This window comes from Microbacterium sp. 10L49 (assembly GCF_056395125.1).
Genome location: NZ_JBFTIW010000004.1, coordinates 310,246 through 326,543, shown reverse-complemented (window position 1 = coordinate 326,543; position 16,298 = coordinate 310,246). Strand labels below are relative to the sequence as shown.

Here is a 16,298-nt window from a genome sequence, read left to right as displayed (position 1 = left end):
CCGGTCAAGGCGCCGCGCCCGCCCGCCATGTCGTCACCCTCGCTCATCGGCGTCCTCGGTCACGGGTGTTCCGGTCCCGGCTCCGTCATCGCGCGCAACCGCAGGACCGCTATCGGTCGCGGGGCCGTCCAGAGGACGCTCCGTGGAAGGCGCCTGCTCAGGAGCCTGTGCGTACAGCTCGGTGAGCCTGCGGTACGAGCGCGTGAAGAAGGCGAGCCCGCCGGCCAGCACCATGATGAGTCCCGCCCACAGGCAGATCAGGGCGATGCCGCGAGCCTCGCCCTCTCCGAGCAGCCATCCCCACTGCCGCTGCCCGGCGTCGCCCTTCATATAGGGGATGATCACGAACTCCGCCAGTGGGGCGATCAGGAACGCCGTGATGGGAGCGGCCGCCGCCTCCATCGCGGCCGCGACCCCGAACACGCGCCCCTGGCGCGCGAACGGCACCACCTTCTGGATCACGGTCTGCTCGGCGGCCTCGACCGGCGGCACCAGGGCCATGTAGATCCACATGCCGACGAAGTACAGCGGCCACCACTCCCGCAGCATGAAGATCGCTCCGAGCAGCCCCATCGCCATCACGACCAGCAGCATGGTGCGCATCGGTTTCGTGCCGAGCCCGTACTTCGCCACGACGGCACCGCCGATCAGGAAGCCCGTCGACGAGAACGCGAGCGCGAAGCCCCACGTCTGCGCATCGAACAGGGTCAGACCGTAGGGATCCATGAGCGCCATATAGACGCCCCCGATGAGGTTGTTGAACGTGGAGAACACGATCAGCGCGAACAGTCCGGGAGCCTGACGGATCGCCTTCGCGCTGCCGCGGAAGTCGAGCGCGCCGGATGCGTCAGGATCCTGCTGCGGCCGATCCTCGGGGATCCGGACGAACAGCAGGTGGAGCAGGGTGGGCACCATCGCGGCGATCGCGATCGCGAGGGTCCATCCCATGCCGAGGAAGCCGATCGACAGGCCCGAGAACACACTCGTGACGAGGAAGGCGATGCCCTGCACGGTGCCGACCAGCCCGTTCGCGTTGGCGTGCTTCTCCGTCGGTACGAGCAGCGTGACCGTGGTGGAGAGGGCGATGTTGCGCAGCTGCTCGATCACTCCGCCGAACAGGATCACCGCGGAGAACAGCCAGAACCAGGGTCCGCCGAGGTCCAGCAGCGAGGCCTCGGGGCGCGCCAGGTAGATGGCTCCCGCGACGAGGAAGGCCGCGGCGGAGACCACACTCGACAGCACCATCACCGTGTGCTTGCGGTGCCGGTCGACGATCGTGCCGAACACCATGGCGAAGAACGCGATGAAGAGCATGTACGCGCCGCCGATGACGCCCGTGGCGAGCACCGAGCGCGTCTCGATGTAGACCCAGAACGTGAGGGCGAACCAGAGGAAGCTGGTCGTCACGTTGGCGATCAGCGTGTTGACGAGCACGCTGACGAATGCCCGTGAGGCGACGGTGCCCTTCATGTGCTCGAGCGTAGGGCGGGGTGGGGACATCCGGAACCCAGGCAGCGCTTCGGTGGCAGCGCCCCGCGGCCTCTTGAGCGGACCGCCGCAGAATAGACTGGGGCGGTGAGCGTTCTGCACGATACAGCCCTGCGCGGCTTCGCGTCCGACAACTATTCCGGCATCCACCCCGAGGTGCTCGCGGCGATCGTGGAGGCCAACGACGGCCACCAGATCGCCTACGGCGAGGATCAGTACACCGAGCGGCTGCAGGAGGTCTTCCGGCAGCACTTCGGCGAGGGCGTGGAGGCCTTCCCCGTCTTCAACGGCACGGGCGCCAACGTGACCGGCCTGCAGGCGATGCTGCCCCGCTGGGGCGCCGTGATCTCGGCGTCGACCGCGCACATCAACGTCGACGAGGGCGGGGCGCCGGAGCGCATCGGCGGCTTCAAGATCCTCTCCGTGCCCACCGAGGACGGCAAGCTCACGCCCGAGCTCGTCGACCGGGAGGCCTGGGGCTGGGGCGATGAGCACCGCGCCCAGCCGCTGGTCGTCTCGATCACGCAGTCCACCGAGGTCGGCACGCTCTACACCGCGGACGAGATCCGGGCGCTCGCCGACCACGCGCACGAACGCGGCATGAAGCTGCACCTCGATGGCGCCCGCCTCTCGAACGCCGCCGCCGCCCTCGACCTGCCGCTGCGCGCCTTCACGCGCGACGCCGGCGTCGACGTGCTGAGCTTCGGCGGCACCAAGAACGGCGCGATGCTCGGCGAGGCGATCGTCGTCCTCACCCCGGGGGCCGCCGACGGCCTGGTCTACTCCCGCAAGTTCAACATGCAGCTGGCCTCGAAGATGCGCTTCGTGTCGGCGCAGCTCATCGCGCTCCTCGAAGGCGACCTGTGGCTGCGCAACGCCCGCCGCTCCAACGCGATGGCCCAGCGGCTGCGCTCCTCGCTCGAAGCGGGCATCGCCGACGGATCCATCCAGGGCGTGGGCTTCACGCAGCAGACGCAGTCGAACGGCGTCTTCGCGACGCTGCCCGACGGCGTCGCCGACCGCCTGCGCGACACGTTCCGGTTCTACGACTGGGATGCCGCTCGCAACGAGGTGCGCTGGATGTGCGGCTTCGACACCGCCGAGTCCGACATCGACGCGCTCGTCGCGCTCGTCGCGCAGGAGACCAGCCGGTAGGGATCCGGATCCGCGCGCCTCGGTCGGCTCAGCGCAGCACGCTCAGCGCAGCAGGCCGAGGTGCGCGAGCGCCTGGCGGATGAGCGTGCCGCGACCGCCCTCCATCTCGGCGGCGAGCGCATCGCTGGCCGCCTCCTCGGGGCTGAACCAGGTCACCTCGAGCGCGTCCTGACGCGGCTCGCAGGTGCCGGTCACGGGTACCACGAACGCGAGCGACACCGCATGCTGGCGGTCGTCGTGATACGCGCTCACACCGGGGAGCGGGAAGTACTCGGCGACGGTGAACGGGGCGGGCGACGGCGGCAGCATCGGGAACGCCATCGGACCGAGATCGTTCTCCAGGTGCCGGAACAGCGCATCGCGCACGGTCTCGCCGTAGCGCACACGACCGGACACGATCGTGCGGGTCATCTCGCCGAGCGGTGTCGCGCGCAGCAGGATCCCGATGTCGGTGACCACGCCTGCTCCGTCGGTGCGCACCGGCACCGCCTCGACGTAGAGCATCGGCAGGCGGCGACGCGCCTGGGCGAGTTCGAAGTCGGTCAGCCAGCCGGGATTCGCCCCGCCCGACGCTCCGAGGCCGTCGAGCCCGCCGGACAGCCCGGACAGCGCGTCGGGGAGACCGTCGTCGTCGGCCGGATCGGGATCGGGTGTGCGTACCGCCATGGTCTCTTTCTACCAGCGTCTCCCCGTGAGTGTCGGACTGCCGCGGTTTCTCGTCCGAGGCGGGTGCCGCATCCGCCCTGTCGCTGCCTGCGGCAGGATGGAACCATGGCCGAATCCGTGGAGATCGATCGCAGCGCCGTGCACTGGGCGCGACAGGGCGAGGAGCTGCCACTGCTCCTGCTGCTGCACGGGTACGGATCCGATGAGCGCGACCTGTTCTCGCTCGTGCCGTTCCTGCCCGAGGGTGCGACCGTGGCGTCGCTGCCCGCACCGCTGCCCGCACCGTGGCCGATGTCCGGACGGTCCTGGTACTCGATCGACGAACTGGAGCGACGCGACCCGGCCTCCGTGACCGCCGCTGCGGATGCCGTGCTGCGCTGGATCGACGCCGAGGCCGCCGATGCGTCGTCGATCGCGCTGCTCGGGTTCTCGCAGGGCGCATCGGTGGCGCTACAGGCGGCCCGCCAGGATCCGGAGCGGATCGCCGCGGTGGTGAACCTCAGCGGCTACGCGGCCCCCGGGGATCTGCCGGGCGACGCCGAGCTGCGCGAGCGGCGCACCCCGATGTTCTGGGGGCGCGGCTCGCGGGATGACGTCATCCCGCCCGCCCTCATCGTGCACACCGCGCAGTGGCTGCCGGATCATGCGGAGCTGACCGGGCGCGTGTATCCGGGTCTCACGCACAGCGTGTCCGAGGAGGAGCTGGCCGACGTGCGCCGGTTCCTCGACGGCTGGCTGGAGAGCCTTCAGACTCCGGAGGCGCCGGAGTCGCCGGAGGGCTGATCCGGCTGCTCACCGGCTCGACGCCGCTGCTCCTCGCGCTGCATGCGCATGCCCGCCCAGGTGAACAGCACCATGACGGCGGCGCCGATCACGAGTCCGAGTGCGATCCCGGTGCCCATGTTGTGCAGCGCGACGCCGAGGGCCACCCCGACGCCCATGCCGATCGCGAGCCCGGCACCGAGCCCCACACGGCGGAGCGTCTCACCGGACGCCGGACGCTGTTCTTCCATGCCTCCAGGCTAGATCTCCTGCGGCGGGCCGGCATCCGCCGTAGGACGGATCCTGATCCGGATCCGCCACTGTCGGGGCTCGATCGACGCGGTTAGATGCTCGCGACACGCCCGGGTTGCACGAATCCCGGGGGCCCGGTATCGTCGTCCGGGTCCTGTCCGCCGTGTAAGGAAGTCCCTTGATCTGAGTCGTCGCCTCCGCGTTCCATCCACGCGCTGATCCGACACTCCTTCCTGCCCTCGCACTTCTCGGCACAGGCATCTCCGGTCCTCCGGATCCGTCCTTCTGCGACGGTCCCGCCCCTCGACGGGCTCACGAACCGGTCCGGCATCAGCGCACCCGAACATCTTCAGGGAGCCGCCCATGTCATTGCTCACCACCTCCTCCGCGGTCGTGCTCGACCGCGTCACCTTCACCTGGCCCGACGGATCCACGGCGCTCGACGCCGTCTCCGGCGCCTTCGGTGCGGGCCGCACAGGACTCGTCGGACGCAACGGATCCGGAAAGTCGACGCTGCTCCGCCTCATCGCGGGAGAGCTCACGCCGACGTCCGGCCACATCAGCGCGAACGGCGACGTGGCGTACCTGCCGCAGCGCCTCACGCTCGACACGCACGCACGCGTCGCCGAGCTGCTGGGCGTCGCCCGTGCGCTCGACGCCGTGCGCGCCATCGCGGCCGGCGACGTCGACCCCGACCGGTTCGACGAGGTCGGCGACGACTGGGACGTGGAGGCCCGCGCCGCCGCGGCCCTGGCCGAAGCGGGCCTGGATCCGTCCTTCCTCGACCGAACCGTCGGCGAGCTCTCCGGCGGCGAGGCGGTGCTCGTCGCGATCGCCGGGATCCGCGCACGGCGAGCCCCGATCACCCTGCTCGACGAGCCGACCAACAACCTCGATCGCGACGCGCGGGCGCGGCTCGGCGAGATGGTGCGCTCCTGGCGCGGCACGCTCATCGTGGTCAGCCACGATGTCGGGCTGCTCGAGTTCATGGACGATACCGCGGAGCTGTACGGCCGCGAACTCAGCGTGTTCGGCGGTCCGTACTCGCAGTGGCGAGCCTGGCTGGACGCCGAGCAGGACTCCGCCCGGCAGGCCGAGAGGGACGCCAAGCAGGCCTTCAAGAAAGAGAAGCGGCAGCGCATCGAGGCCGAGCTGAAGCTCGCGACCCGATCCCAGATGGCGAAGAAGGCCTTCGAGGAGAAGCGCGAACCGAAGATCGTCATGAACGGCCGGAAGATGGCGGCACAGGTCTCGGCCGGCAAGCTCCGCACCGAGGTCGCCGAGAAGGAGGGCTCGGCCCGCGCCGCGCTCGACGAGGCCGGACGGCGGATCCGCGACGATGCCACGATGAAGATCGAGCTGCCGGATCCGGGCGTCTCCCGGAGCCGCCGCATCGCGACGATCGGCGACGCCGAGCGGTCCTGGACGATCCAGGGCCCGGAGCGGGTGGCTCTGATCGGACGAAACGGGGTCGGCAAGACCACGCTGCTGCGGCGGCTCGTCGACGGCGCCCGCAAGGCTCCGGACGACGGCGCGCCGAGCTCAGGCTGGACCACCGTCCCAGTCGCGGATCCGGTGCCCGTCCCGAATTCAGGTTCGATTGCCGATTCAGCGGATGAAACCGCGGATTTCCGCGGATCCACGGAATCCAGCCTGAATTGCGTCGCGCACACGGACCGCATCGGATACCTGCCGCAGCGGATGGACGGGCTCGACGAGACCGCGACCGTCGTGGAGAACGTCGCCGAGCGCGCCCCGGAGATCCCCGAGAAGGAGCTGCGCAACCGGCTGGCCCGGTTCCTGATCCGCGGCGCGGCCATGGACCGTCAGGTCGGCGCACTGTCCGGCGGGGAGCGCTTCCGAGTCGCCCTGGCGACGCTGCTGCTGGCCGACCCCGCACCGCACCTCGTGGTGCTGGACGAGCCGACGAACAACCTGGACCTCGACACCGTCGGCCAGGTCGTGCAGGCGCTGCGCGCGTTCCGTGGGGCGGTGCTGATCGTGAGCCACGACGACGCGTTCCTGCGGCGCCTGGACCTGGATCTGACGCTCGAGCTCGACGCCGAAGGTTCGCTCACGGAAGTCGCGCTCGGAGCCTGACGGCGCGGCCCGACGCGAGGCGCACCCGGCCGGATCCCTCGGGGCCGGTCGGGTGCGCCCCGTGAACGCATCTCCGACACATCGGGAATGCGGCCGCCTGATCCCGCTGTTGCGCTCGTCATGACGACAATCGGAATCATCGGAGCAGGACACATCGGCAGCGCCGTCGCAGAGGCTTTGGCGGGTCTCGGCTACGACATCGTGATCGCGAACTCGCGCGGTCCGGAGACCCTCGACGCGCTCGTGACGCGACTCGGGCCGCGCGTCACGGCATCCACCGCGACCGGAGCCGCCGAGGCCGCAGACATCGCGGTGGTCACCGTCCCGTTGAAGGCGGTGAACGATATTCCCGTGGCGCCGCTCGCCGGGAAGATCGTGCTCGACACGAACAACTACTACTTCGAGCGGGACGGGCACATCGAGGCCCTCGACCGCGGCGAGACCACCACGTCGCAGCTCCTGCAGGACCACCTTCCCGACTCGAAGGTCGTGAAGGCGTTCAACCAGATCCGGGCCGCCGAGATCCTGACGACCGGAGCTCCGGCCGGCTCACCAGATCGGCGCGCTCTCGGCACGGCGAGTGACGACGATGACGCGATCGCGTTCGTGACCGACCTCTACGACCGGCTCGGGTTCGACACCGTGAGCGCCGGCCCGCTGAGCGAGTCGTGGCGCCTCGAACGCGACCGTCCCGCCTACGTCACGCGGCAGAACGCCGAGGAGCTGCGCGCCAACCTCGCCATCGCGAACCGCCTGCCCTGACGCGCCGGCGGCTCGGCGTGGCTCCTGATCGGTGACCTCGTTTCGAAGCGCGCAAATGGCTCGATTTCACCTCGAAATGCGGCCATTTGCGCGCTTCGAAACCAGACGTGCATCCAGCGGGCGTCCAGGGCACGGGGGCAGGATGAGGGCATGAGCACCCTGGTCCGCCCTCGCAAGGGCCGCATCATCGCCGGCGTCTGCGCCGCTCTCGCGCACCGGTTCGGCTGGCCCGTCCTCCTCGTGCGTCTGCTCGCGATCCTGCTGATGGTGTTCGCGGGCCTTCCGCTGTGGGTCTACATCGTGCTGTGGATCCTCATCCCGAAGGAGAAGTGACCTCCCCGGCTCCTGCGATTCAGGCGCGCCTCGACCGCATCGCCCGGGTGTGCCCGAGCGCCGGGTCCGCCGCGAGCAGGGCGTACTCCTCCGACTCCCGCGGCACCAGAGCGACCCGTCCCTCCGCGTCGCTGAGCACGCCCCAGCCGTAGCGCTTGCCCAACGGCGAGGCGCGCAGGCAGGCCTGCCCCTTCGCGAAGAACTCCTCCCGCGCCCCGCTGTCATCCGGATCGATGCCCCGACGCAGCGCCCACGTGGAGAAGATGACGTCATCGGAGGTGCGCTCGAAAGGGTGCTCCGCGATCATCCGGTAGTGCAGCGCGGCGATCGTGGGGACGGTCGCTGAGCTCGTCGAAGGGCCCGCCGGCGGCTCCTGTGCGTGCTCCACGGGACAGTCCTCGGCCACCTCGATGAACGTGCTGATGTAGTTCGTCGTGTGCTCGGCCATGCATCCATGCTCGCATCCGCCGGCGGCGCCGGGCTTGGAGATCCGCGTCAGATCCCTCGTCGTTGCGCCGAGGGCGGATCCGCCCCCTAATGTCCGCGGCAGCCGCGAAGATGGACGGATGAGCGATGTGCTCGACCGCTTCACCCCGGCGACCCAGGACTGGTTCCGCGGGGCGTTCAGCGCACCCACAGCGGCGCAGACGGGCGCATGGGAGGCGATCTCCGGCGGCAAGCACGCGCTCGTCGTCGCCCCGACCGGGTCGGGAAAGACGCTGTCGGCGTTCCTCTGGGCGATCGACCGGGTGTTCCGCGAGCGCGCCGCGGAGGCAGGATCCGCGCCTGCGGCGCCGGCGCCCGCCAGCGCGAAAGGTCGCAAGAAGAACGACGCCGAGCGACCAGGACGCACCCGGATCCTCTACATCTCGCCGCTCAAGGCCCTCGGCGTCGACGTGGAGCGCAACTTGCGCTCGCCCCTCATCGGCATCGGTCAGTCGGCCCGACGGCTCGCGATCCCCGCGCCCGCGGTGACGGTGGGCGTGCGCTCGGGCGACACCACCTCGTCCGACCGGCGCCGGCTCGTCGTGGATCCGCCGGACATCCTGATCACCACTCCCGAGTCGCTGTACCTCATGCTCACGAGCCGCGCCGGCGACACCCTGCGCGACGTGCACACGGTCATCATCGACGAGGTGCACGCCGTCGCGGCGACCAAGCGCGGCGCCCATCTCGCGGTCAGCCTGGAGCGGCTCGACCAGCTGCGACGGGCGGCGGGAGCGGAGACGCCCGTGCAGCGGATCGGCCTGTCTGCGACGGTGCGCCCGATCGACGAGGTGGCGCGCTTCCTCGGCGGCGCGCAGCCGGTCCAGATCGTGGCACCGCCCGCGTCGAAGACGTTCGACCTGCAGGTCGTCGTGCCGATCGAGGACATGCTCAACCCGCCGCCGCCTCCGGGCACGGAGGAGACGCCGCGGCCGTTCGGGGCGGATCGGATCGACCCGGCGGTCGGCGGCGCGGACGCGTTCGGCGAGAACACCGAGATGACCGGATCCGTCTGGCCGCACGTCGAGGAGGCGATCGTCGACCGGATCCTGCAGAACCGCTCGACGATCGTGTTCGCCAACTCACGGCGCCTCGCCGAACGACTCACGGGGCGGCTGAACGAGATCTACAGCGAGCGCATCGGACTCGATCTGCCGGCGGCGGCCCTTCGCTCCCCCCGCCCCACTCCAAACGCCGCTTCGCGTCGCCCGGAGCCTCCGGGGCGCGGGGCCCCGGCTCAGGGACCGCCGGCCGCGATGATGGCGCAGGCAGGATCCACCGCCGGTGCGGATCCGGTGCTCGCGAAGGCGCACCACGGCTCGGTCTCCAAGGAGCAGCGGGCGATCGTCGAGGAGGAGCTGAAGTCGGGCGTGCTGCGCTGCGTCGTTGCGACGAGCAGTCTCGAGCTCGGCATCGACATGGGCGCGGTGGACCTCGTGATCCAGGTGGAGGCGCCGCCCTCGGCAGCCTCCGGACTGCAGCGCGTGGGCCGCGCCGGGCACCAGGTCGGCGAGATCAGCCGCGCGTCGCTGTTCCCCAAGCACCGCGGCGATGTGCTGCACACCGCGATCGTCACCGAGCGCATGCTCGCCGGGCAGATCGAGTCGATCAGCGTGCCCCGGAACCCGCTGGACATCCTGGCGCAGCAGACCGTCGCCGCCTGCGCGCTGGAACCGCTCGACGTCGAGCAGTGGTTCGACACGGTGCGCCGCAGCGCGCCCTTCGCCGCCCTCCCCCGCTCGGCGTACGAGGCGACCCTCGACCTGCTCGCCGGGCGCTTCCCCTCCGACGAGTTCGCCGAGCTGCGCCCGCGCCTCGTCTGGGACCGCGAGGCCGGCACGCTCACCGGACGCCCCGGCGCGCAGCGGATCGCGGTCACGAGCGGCGGAACGATCCCCGATCGCGGCCTGTTCGGCGTCTTCGTGGCCGGCGAGACCACGGGCGCCCGCGTCGGCGAGCTCGACGAGGAGATGGTCTACGAGTCGCGCGTCGGCGACGTGTTCACCCTTGGCACCACGAGCTGGCGGATCGCCGAGATCACGCACGACCGGGTGAACGTGATCCCCGCGTACGGGCAGCCCGGCAAGGTGCCGTTCTGGCACGGCGACGGCCTCGGCCGACCGTTCGAACTCGGTGAGGCGCTCGGCGTCTTCAACCGCGAGGTGCACGGCGCAACACCCGCGAAGGCCCGGGAGCGTCTCGCGGCCGCGGGGCTGGACGAGCTGGCGCAGGCGAACCTCCTCGCGCATCTGAACGAGCAGAAGGAGTCGACGGGCACGCTGCCCACCGACCGCACCCTGACGGTCGAGCGCAGCCGCGACGAGATCGGCGACTGGCGCGTGATCCTGCACTCCCCCTACGGGCAGATGGTCCACGCACCGTGGGCCCTCGCCGTGAACGCGCGCATCCGGGAGCGCCTCGGCGTGGAGGGCTCGGCGGTCGCGAGCGACGACGGCATCATCGTGCGCGTGCCCGACGCCGACGCGGAGCCGCCCGGCGCCGAGCTGTTCGTGTTCGAGCCCGAGGAGCTCGAGCGGATCGTGACCGACGAGGTGGGCGGATCCGCACTCTTCGCCTCGCGCTTCCGGGAGTGCGCGGCGCGCGCGCTGCTGATGCCGCGGATGAACCCCAACCGGCGCACGCCGCTGTGGCAGCAGCGGCAGCGCTCGGCGCAGCTGCTCGAGGTCGCCCGCAAGCATCCGACGTTCCCGATCATCCTGGAGACGCTGCGCGAGGTGCTGCAGGACGTCTACGATCTGCCCTCGCTGCGACGTCTCGCGACCGGCATCGCCGAGCGGCGCATCCGGCTCGTCGAGGTGCAGACCGCGCAGCCCTCGCCCTTCGCCCGCGACCTGCTGTTCGGCTACGTCGGCGCGTTCATGTACGAGGGCGACTCCCCGCTCGCCGAGCGCCGGGCCGCTGCGCTGTCGGTGGATCCGGCCCTGCTCGGCGAACTGCTCGGCACGGTCGAGCTGCGCGAGCTGCTGGACCCCGAGGTCATCGCCCAGTTCGAGCGCGAGGCGCAGCGGCTGGATCCGACCCGGCGGGCGCGAGGCGTCGAGGGCGTCGCGGATCTGCTGCGACTCCTCGGGCCGCTGGACGCGACCGAGGTCGCGGAGCGGCTCGAACCCACGGAAGCGTCGGATCCCTCCGGGTCGTTGAGCGAGGACGGCGAAGCCGACCGAGACGAAACGCTGCCTCTGTCGGATCACCGCGTTTCGTCTCGCTTCGCTCGCTCAACGACCGATCAGGCCGCCGCTCATCTCGCCGCCCTCGTCGACGCCCGCCGCGCCATCGAGGTCACGATCGGCGGCGCGCGACGGGTCGCCGCGATCGAGGATGCTGGACGTCTGCGCGACGCCCTCGGCGTTCCCCTGCCCGTGGGGATCCCTGTGGCGTTCCTGGAGCCCGTCACGGACCCGCTCGGCGACCTCGTGGCCCGGCATGCCCGCACGCACGGACCGTTCCTCGGATCCGTCGTCGCCACCCGATTCGGACTCGGCACCGCGATCGTGCGGCAGACCCTGCAGCGGCTCGAGGCCGACGGACGGGTCACGAGCGGGTACTTCCTGCCGGACCCGTCGAGTGCTCGAGAGACCGGACCGCGGGCATCCGCGACGTCCGCCGGGCCCGATGAGACGGAGTGGTGCGACACCGAGGTGCTGCGCCGGCTGCGGATGCGCTCGCTCGCGGCGATCCGCGGCAGTGTCGAGCCGGTGCCGCCCGCAGCGTTCGCCCGGTTCCTCCCGGAATGGCAGCACCTGTCGCGGCCCCTCGAAGGCATCGACGGCGTCGCGACCGTGATCGAGCAGCTCGCGGGCGTGCCGATCCCGGCCAGCGCCTGGGAGTCGCTCGTGCTCTCCCAGCGCGTGCGCGACTACACGCCGGCGATGCTCGACGAGCTGACCAGTTCGGGCGAGGTCGTCTGGGCCGGGCACGGAGCCCTGCCCGGCCGGGACGGCTGGGTCTCGCTGCACCCCGTCGACCTCGCGCCGTTCACGGTGCCGTTCGCCGAGGAGGCCCCTGAGCCCGGATCCCTCGACGCCCAGCTGCTGGCCGCCCTGGCCTCGGGCGGCGCATACTTCGCCGCCCAGTTGCGCGAGGCCACCGGGGCTGAGAACGAGGCCTCCGTGGTGGAGGCGCTGTGGAACCTCGCCTGGTCGGGCCACGTCACGAACGACACCTTCGCTCCGATCCGGTCTCTGCTGAGCGGTGGCAACCAGGCGCACAAGGTGGCGCGCCGCGCCCCGCGCACGCGCACGTTCCGTGGCATGTCGCTCGCCCGCCCCGCCTCCACGCCGCGACCTCTGAACGTCGGAGGGCGCTGGTCGCTGCTTCCGGAGGCGGAGACGGATCCGGCCCGGCGCGCCACGGTCTCGGCGGGCCTGCTGCTGGACCGCTACGGCGTGGTCACACGTGGATCCGTGCAATCGGAGGGGCTGCCGGGCGGGTTCGCGCAGGCGTACCGCGTGCTGGCGGGGTTCGAGGAGGCAGGGCACTGCCGGCGCGGCTACGTGATCGAGAAGCTCGGCGCCGCCCAGTTCGCCGCCTCCGCCACGATCGACCGGCTCCGCACCTTCGCCGGGCTCGCCGATCCGCCGCCGCGCACGGCGCGTACCCTCGCCGCGACCGATCCGGCCAACCCCTACGGCGCCGCTCTCGGCTGGCCCCGCAGGGACGACGTCTCGCACCGGCCCGGCCGCAAGGCGGGCGCTCTCGTGGTCCTCGTCGACGGAGCACTCGCCCTCTATCTCGAACGCGGCGGAAAGACCGTGCTCGCCTTCACCGACGACGAGGACGAGCTGCGCGCCGCGGCGGCCGACCTCGCTGCGACCGCGAAGGCACGCCGGCTCGAGACGCTGACCATCGAGAAGGTGAACGGCGAGGGCATGTACGGCACCGCCGCGGGAACTCTGCTCGGACGGCTGCTGCAGGAGGCAGGATTCGTCGCGACTCCACGTGGCTACACCCTGCGGAAGACGTTGTGAGCCGACCCGGATCCGCTGCGGGTCGGCGGGACGCCTACTCTGGTGGCATGATCCGTGAGTTCGCCGCTGGATTCGGCACCCTGATACGGGGATTCGGTCTGTGGCGCACGCACCCGCGGCTGCTCGCGCTCGGGCTCGTCCCTGCCCTGATCAGCTTCGCGGTCCTGGTCGCCGTGCTCATCCCGTTCGGCTTCTCGCTGGGCTCCATCACCGCCTGGATGACGCCGTTCGCCGATGGATGGATCGCAGGATGGCGCGAGGCGCTGCGCATCGCGATCGGCATCGTGCTGTTCGTCGCCGCCGCGGTGCTGTCGGGCCTCGTCTTCACTGCTCTGACGCTGACGATCGGCGACCCGTTCTACCAGCGCATCTGGCGAGGGGTGGAACAGTCGCTGGGCGGCGCGGCGCCTGTGGGCGAAACCGGGTTCTGGACCACGGTCGGCGAAGGCCTGCGGCTGATCGTGCTGGGGATTCTCGTCGCCCTGCTCACCCTCGTCCTGGGCTTCATCCCGCTCGTGGGCGGAGCGATCGCAACCGTCGTCGGCGTTCTGCTGTCGGGGCGGCTGCTCGCACGGGAGCTGACCGGGCGCGCGTTCGACGCCCGTGGCCTCAGCCACGACGAACGGCAGCGGCTCCTCGCCTCCGGAAGGGGGCGCGTTCTCGGCTTCGGCGTCGCCACGCAGCTCTGCTACCGGGTGCCGCTCGGAGCGGTCATCACCATGCCGGCCGCTGTCGCGGGATCCACCATGCTCGCCAGGACCCTGACCGACCGCGCCGCGAGCGGTGCGGAGATCTCCGCGCCCGCCGACGAGGTCCGGCCCGCGGGTGCCAGCGGAGGGACATCCGCGCATGCCTGAGGGCGACACCGTCTACCGGGTGGCGCAGCGCCTCGACGCCGCGCTGCGGGGCGGCGTCGTCACCCGCTTCGACCTGCGCGTGCCCGAGCTGGCGACCGCCGACCTCACCGGATCCGTCGTGCACGCCGTGGTGCCGCGCGGCAAGCACATCCTCATGCGGATCGGCGACTCCACACTCCGTTCGCACCTGCGCATGGATGGCGCTTGGCATCTGTACCGCCCCGGCGAGCGCTGGCGAGCGCCCGGCTACACCGCCCGCGCGATCGTGAGCACGGCGGAGGCGGAGGCGGTCGGCTTCGACGTCTCGATGCTGGCGCTCGTCCCCACCGCGCAGGAGGACACGCTCGTGGCGCACCTCGGACCGGATCCGCTCTCTGCCGACTGGGACCTGGACGAGGCCGCACGACGCCTCGGCGCGGACCGGCGGCCGATCCACGTCGCCCTCCTCGACCAGCGCAACGTGGCCGGGTTCGGCAACGAGTACGCCGCCGAGCTGCTGTTCCTGCGCGGGGTGCGCCCCACGACGCCCGCGAACGAGGTCGACGTCACCCCGCTGCTGGAGCTGGGGGCGCGCACGATCCGCGCCAACAGGGACCGGCTCGACCGCACCTTCACCGGCGTCGCCCAGCGCGGGCGCACGACCTGGGTGTACGGGCGGGCGCACCGCACCTGCCGACGCTGCGGCGCGCTCATCGAGAGCGGCGAGCTCGGCGCGGATCCCACCGAGGAGCGCCGCACCTTCTGGTGCCCCCGCTGCCAGCGCTGAGCAGGACGCCGGCTGCGCCTGCCGGATCCCATCCGCTCACTTGTCGCAGGTTGCGGTCATCGCCACAGCAGAACCGCAATCTGCACCACTGAGCAGGCCGGCGGCGGCCGGAACGCGAAGACGCGCACCCCTCTGGGAGATGCGCGTCTTGTGCCTGCGACGGTGCCGTCGGTTCTCACCACGGCCAGGCCGCGGTGTTCAGGCCGCGAGCCACAGGCCCTTGCGGTCGGTGTCCAGCGTCATGCCGGCGGCGACCGTCTCGTCGTCGCCGATCTTCGCGCCGCGCGCGATGTGCGCGCCGGCCCCGACCTCGGTGCGCACCCCGATGGTGGCGCCGTCGCCGATCACCGACCCCTGCCCGATGTGGGCATGGGCCTCGATCCGGGCGTTCACGCCCACGATCGCCTCGGGCTCGATCCAGGCGCCGCGCGCGACATGCGCTCCGGCACCGACCTTCGCACCCGGTTCGACATAGGCGCCGGCCTCCACGACCGCCTGCGGGTGCACCTTGGCACCGTGCGCGATCAGACCACGGCCGTTGGCGTGCTTGCGATAGCGCAAGGTGCCGCCGCGGCCGTCCTCGATGTCGACGTAGTTCTTACCCACGAAAACCTCCCGTGCCCGGGACTTTCCCCGGATACATCTGCAACCGCGAACGAGGCGGATCTATTCCCGCGCACGCACTTCGCGCGTGTCGCTGCGGGGCTGTGGTCGCGATCCCGCCGAGATCGTCGCGCACCCGCCGGTACGCTGAACGCATGAGCAAGCGAGGCGCATCCGGCGGACGCAAGCCCGCGGTGCGCTCCGCCAAGGGCGGCGCCCGCAGTACGGCCGCAGGTCCGGCCGGTAAGGGCAAGAGCGCGGGCAAAGGATCCGGCAAGTCCGCGTCTCGCGGCAAGAAGGCGGAGAAGGTCGTCTTCGACGCTCCGGCCCCGATCGCGGAGGAGCCACGCACGCTGCGCCTCGGCGCCGTCCCCGGTGCCACCCCGGGACGCTGGATCGACACGTGGAACGAGCGGATGCCGCTCGTGACCCTCGAGCTCGTGCCGGTCGCGTTCGACGCGCAGCGCTCAGCGCTGACCGACGGCGTCGTCGACCTCGCGCTCGTGCGCGCCCCGTTCGACAAGGACGGCATGCACGCGATCCCCCTCTACGAGGAGCTCCCCGTGGTCATCGCCTCGGCCGAGTCGCATCTCCTCGCCGCCGAGGAGCTCTCCCCCGCAGACCTGGAGGGCGAGACGCTGCTCGCCACACGTGAAGACGTGCTGGGCGACCTCGACCTGCCGACCGTCCCGTCGCGGATCCCCCCGCTGGACACCGTGGCGGACGCCGTCGAGACCGTCGCCTCGGGCGCCGGGATCCTGGTCGCGCCGATGTCGCTCGCGCGCCTGCATCACCGCAAGGACGTCGAATACCGGATCCTGCGGGACGCTCCCGTCTCCCAGGTGCTGCTGGCCTGGCCGGCCGACGCCACCACGCCCGACATCGAGGCGTTCGTGGGGGTTGTGCGCGGCCGCCGCGCCAACTCGTCCCGCTGACTCGGCGGCCAGTCCTAGGGCCGTCGAGCGACACTTCGACTCGCTGCGCTCGCTCAGTGCGGGTCTCCGCGAAACGAAACGCGGCGCCCTCGAAAGAGCACCGCGTTTCGTCTCGGTCGGCTTCGCCGTCCTCGCTCAACGACCG

General features: G+C 71.3%; 14 protein-coding genes. 9 read left to right on the top strand and 5 right to left on the bottom strand.

What is annotated here, in order from left to right; genetic code table 11:
- Positions 1 to 33 precede the first annotated feature (33 nt).
- The gene (locus tag AC1DCT_RS14590; RefSeq protein ID WP_477430037.1) at positions 34 to 1,470 is read right to left on the bottom strand and encodes an MFS transporter; all 1,437 of its coding nucleotides are present in this window, start codon (positions 1,468 to 1,470) and stop codon (positions 34 to 36) included.
- A 105-nt stretch (positions 1,471 to 1,575) separates the two neighbouring features.
- Here AC1DCT_RS14590 and AC1DCT_RS14585 point away from each other — a divergent pair, with 105 nt between their 5' ends.
- Positions 1,576 to 2,643 (top strand): threonine aldolase family protein, encoded by a 1,068-nt coding sequence (locus AC1DCT_RS14585; protein WP_441975692.1) that lies wholly within the window; start codon positions 1,576 to 1,578, stop codon positions 2,641 to 2,643.
- A 42-nt stretch (positions 2,644 to 2,685) separates the two neighbouring features.
- On the opposite strand, the gene AC1DCT_RS14580 is transcribed toward AC1DCT_RS14585, so the two are convergent.
- Positions 2,686 to 3,309 (bottom strand): NUDIX hydrolase family protein, encoded by a 624-nt coding sequence (locus tag AC1DCT_RS14580; RefSeq protein WP_440734935.1) that lies wholly within the window; start codon positions 3,307 to 3,309, stop codon positions 2,686 to 2,688.
- A gap of 105 nt (positions 3,310 to 3,414) precedes the next feature.
- On the opposite strand from AC1DCT_RS14580, the gene AC1DCT_RS14575 reads away from it, so the two are divergent.
- Positions 3,415 to 4,092, top strand: a complete 678-nt coding sequence (locus AC1DCT_RS14575; protein WP_477430035.1) for an alpha/beta hydrolase — start codon at positions 3,415 to 3,417, stop codon at positions 4,090 to 4,092.
- Here AC1DCT_RS14575 and AC1DCT_RS14570 read toward each other — a convergent pair.
- On the bottom strand, positions 4,056 to 4,322 hold the full coding sequence (locus AC1DCT_RS14570; protein ID WP_477430033.1) for a hypothetical protein: 267 nt from the start codon (positions 4,320 to 4,322) through the stop codon (positions 4,056 to 4,058). The two genes, AC1DCT_RS14575 and AC1DCT_RS14570, sit on opposite strands and share 37 nt — an antisense overlap.
- A 364-nt stretch (positions 4,323 to 4,686) precedes the next feature.
- Between AC1DCT_RS14570 and AC1DCT_RS14565 the strand changes: the two genes are divergently transcribed.
- The 3 genes from AC1DCT_RS14565 (at position 4,687) to AC1DCT_RS14555 (ending at position 7,518) form a co-directional block, all read left to right on the top strand.
- Positions 4,687 to 6,423 (top strand): ABC-F family ATP-binding cassette domain-containing protein, encoded by a 1,737-nt coding sequence (locus tag AC1DCT_RS14565; RefSeq protein WP_477430031.1) that lies wholly within the window; start codon positions 4,687 to 4,689, stop codon positions 6,421 to 6,423.
- A gap of 120 nt (positions 6,424 to 6,543) precedes the next feature.
- On the top strand, positions 6,544 to 7,185 hold the full coding sequence (locus AC1DCT_RS14560) for an NADPH-dependent F420 reductase (protein WP_477230372.1): 642 nt from the start codon (positions 6,544 to 6,546) through the stop codon (positions 7,183 to 7,185).
- Between the two features lie 150 nt (positions 7,186 to 7,335).
- Positions 7,336 to 7,518 (top strand): PspC domain-containing protein, encoded by a 183-nt coding sequence (locus AC1DCT_RS14555; protein ID WP_477230373.1) that lies wholly within the window; start codon positions 7,336 to 7,338, stop codon positions 7,516 to 7,518.
- Positions 7,519 to 7,537: 19 nt separating this feature from the next.
- Here AC1DCT_RS14555 and AC1DCT_RS14550 read toward each other — a convergent pair whose 3' ends face one another.
- Positions 7,538 to 7,966, bottom strand: a complete 429-nt coding sequence (locus tag AC1DCT_RS14550; RefSeq protein ID WP_477430029.1) for a DUF6157 family protein — start codon at positions 7,964 to 7,966, stop codon at positions 7,538 to 7,540.
- A gap of 118 nt (positions 7,967 to 8,084) precedes the next feature.
- On the opposite strand from AC1DCT_RS14550, the gene AC1DCT_RS14545 reads away from it, so the two are divergent.
- The 3 genes from AC1DCT_RS14545 to AC1DCT_RS14535 are packed head-to-tail and all read left to right on the top strand — an operon-like array spanning position 8,085 to position 14,615.
- The gene (locus tag AC1DCT_RS14545) at positions 8,085 to 12,992 is read left to right on the top strand and encodes an Lhr family ATP-dependent helicase (protein WP_477430027.1); all 4,908 of its coding nucleotides are present in this window, start codon (positions 8,085 to 8,087) and stop codon (positions 12,990 to 12,992) included.
- A gap of 47 nt (positions 12,993 to 13,039) precedes the next feature.
- A complete protein-coding gene (locus AC1DCT_RS14540; RefSeq protein WP_477430025.1) occupies positions 13,040 to 13,849 on the top strand; it encodes an EI24 domain-containing protein in 810 nt (269 codons plus the stop codon).
- On the top strand, positions 13,842 to 14,615 hold the full coding sequence (locus AC1DCT_RS14535) for a DNA-formamidopyrimidine glycosylase family protein (protein WP_440734926.1): 774 nt from the start codon (positions 13,842 to 13,844) through the stop codon (positions 14,613 to 14,615). The genes AC1DCT_RS14540 and AC1DCT_RS14535 overlap by 8 nt, the downstream gene beginning before the upstream one ends.
- A 198-nt stretch (positions 14,616 to 14,813) precedes the next feature.
- Here the strand turns inward: AC1DCT_RS14535 and AC1DCT_RS14530 are convergent, their stop codons facing one another.
- Positions 14,814 to 15,221 carry a transferase gene (locus tag AC1DCT_RS14530; protein WP_440734925.1) on the bottom strand — a complete coding sequence of 136 codons (408 nt, stop codon included), beginning with the start codon at positions 15,219 to 15,221 and terminating at the stop codon, positions 14,814 to 14,816.
- A gap of 152 nt (positions 15,222 to 15,373) precedes the next feature.
- Between AC1DCT_RS14530 and AC1DCT_RS14525 the strand changes: the two genes are divergently transcribed.
- On the top strand, positions 15,374 to 16,153 hold the full coding sequence (locus AC1DCT_RS14525; protein ID WP_477230379.1) for a LysR family substrate-binding domain-containing protein: 780 nt from the start codon (positions 15,374 to 15,376) through the stop codon (positions 16,151 to 16,153).
- Positions 16,154 to 16,298 lie beyond the last annotated feature (145 nt).

Excerpts from the sequence above, each read along its gene's own strand:
- AC1DCT_RS14590 (WP_477430037.1), bottom strand. The coding sequence starts at position 1,470 with ATGAAGGGCACCGTCGCCTCACGGGCATTCGTCAGCGTGCTCGTCAAC.
- AC1DCT_RS14580 (WP_440734935.1), bottom strand. The coding sequence starts at position 3,309 with ATGGCGGTACGCACACCCGATCCCGATCCGGCCGACGACGACGGTCTC.
- AC1DCT_RS14575 (WP_477430035.1), top strand. The coding sequence starts at position 3,415 with ATGGCCGAATCCGTGGAGATCGATCGCAGCGCCGTGCACTGGGCGCGA.
- AC1DCT_RS14570 (WP_477430033.1), bottom strand. The coding sequence starts at position 4,322 with ATGGAAGAACAGCGTCCGGCGTCCGGTGAGACGCTCCGCCGTGTGGGG.
- AC1DCT_RS14565 (WP_477430031.1), top strand. The coding sequence starts at position 4,687 with ATGTCATTGCTCACCACCTCCTCCGCGGTCGTGCTCGACCGCGTCACC.
- AC1DCT_RS14560 (WP_477230372.1), top strand. The coding sequence starts at position 6,544 with ATGACGACAATCGGAATCATCGGAGCAGGACACATCGGCAGCGCCGTC.
- AC1DCT_RS14555 (WP_477230373.1), top strand. The coding sequence starts at position 7,336 with ATGAGCACCCTGGTCCGCCCTCGCAAGGGCCGCATCATCGCCGGCGTC.
- AC1DCT_RS14550 (WP_477430029.1), bottom strand. The coding sequence starts at position 7,966 with ATGGCCGAGCACACGACGAACTACATCAGCACGTTCATCGAGGTGGCC.
- AC1DCT_RS14545 (WP_477430027.1), top strand. The coding sequence starts at position 8,085 with ATGAGCGATGTGCTCGACCGCTTCACCCCGGCGACCCAGGACTGGTTC.
- AC1DCT_RS14540 (WP_477430025.1), top strand. The coding sequence starts at position 13,040 with ATGATCCGTGAGTTCGCCGCTGGATTCGGCACCCTGATACGGGGATTC.
- AC1DCT_RS14535 (WP_440734926.1), top strand. The coding sequence starts at position 13,842 with ATGCCTGAGGGCGACACCGTCTACCGGGTGGCGCAGCGCCTCGACGCC.
- AC1DCT_RS14525 (WP_477230379.1), top strand. The coding sequence starts at position 15,374 with ATGAGCAAGCGAGGCGCATCCGGCGGACGCAAGCCCGCGGTGCGCTCC.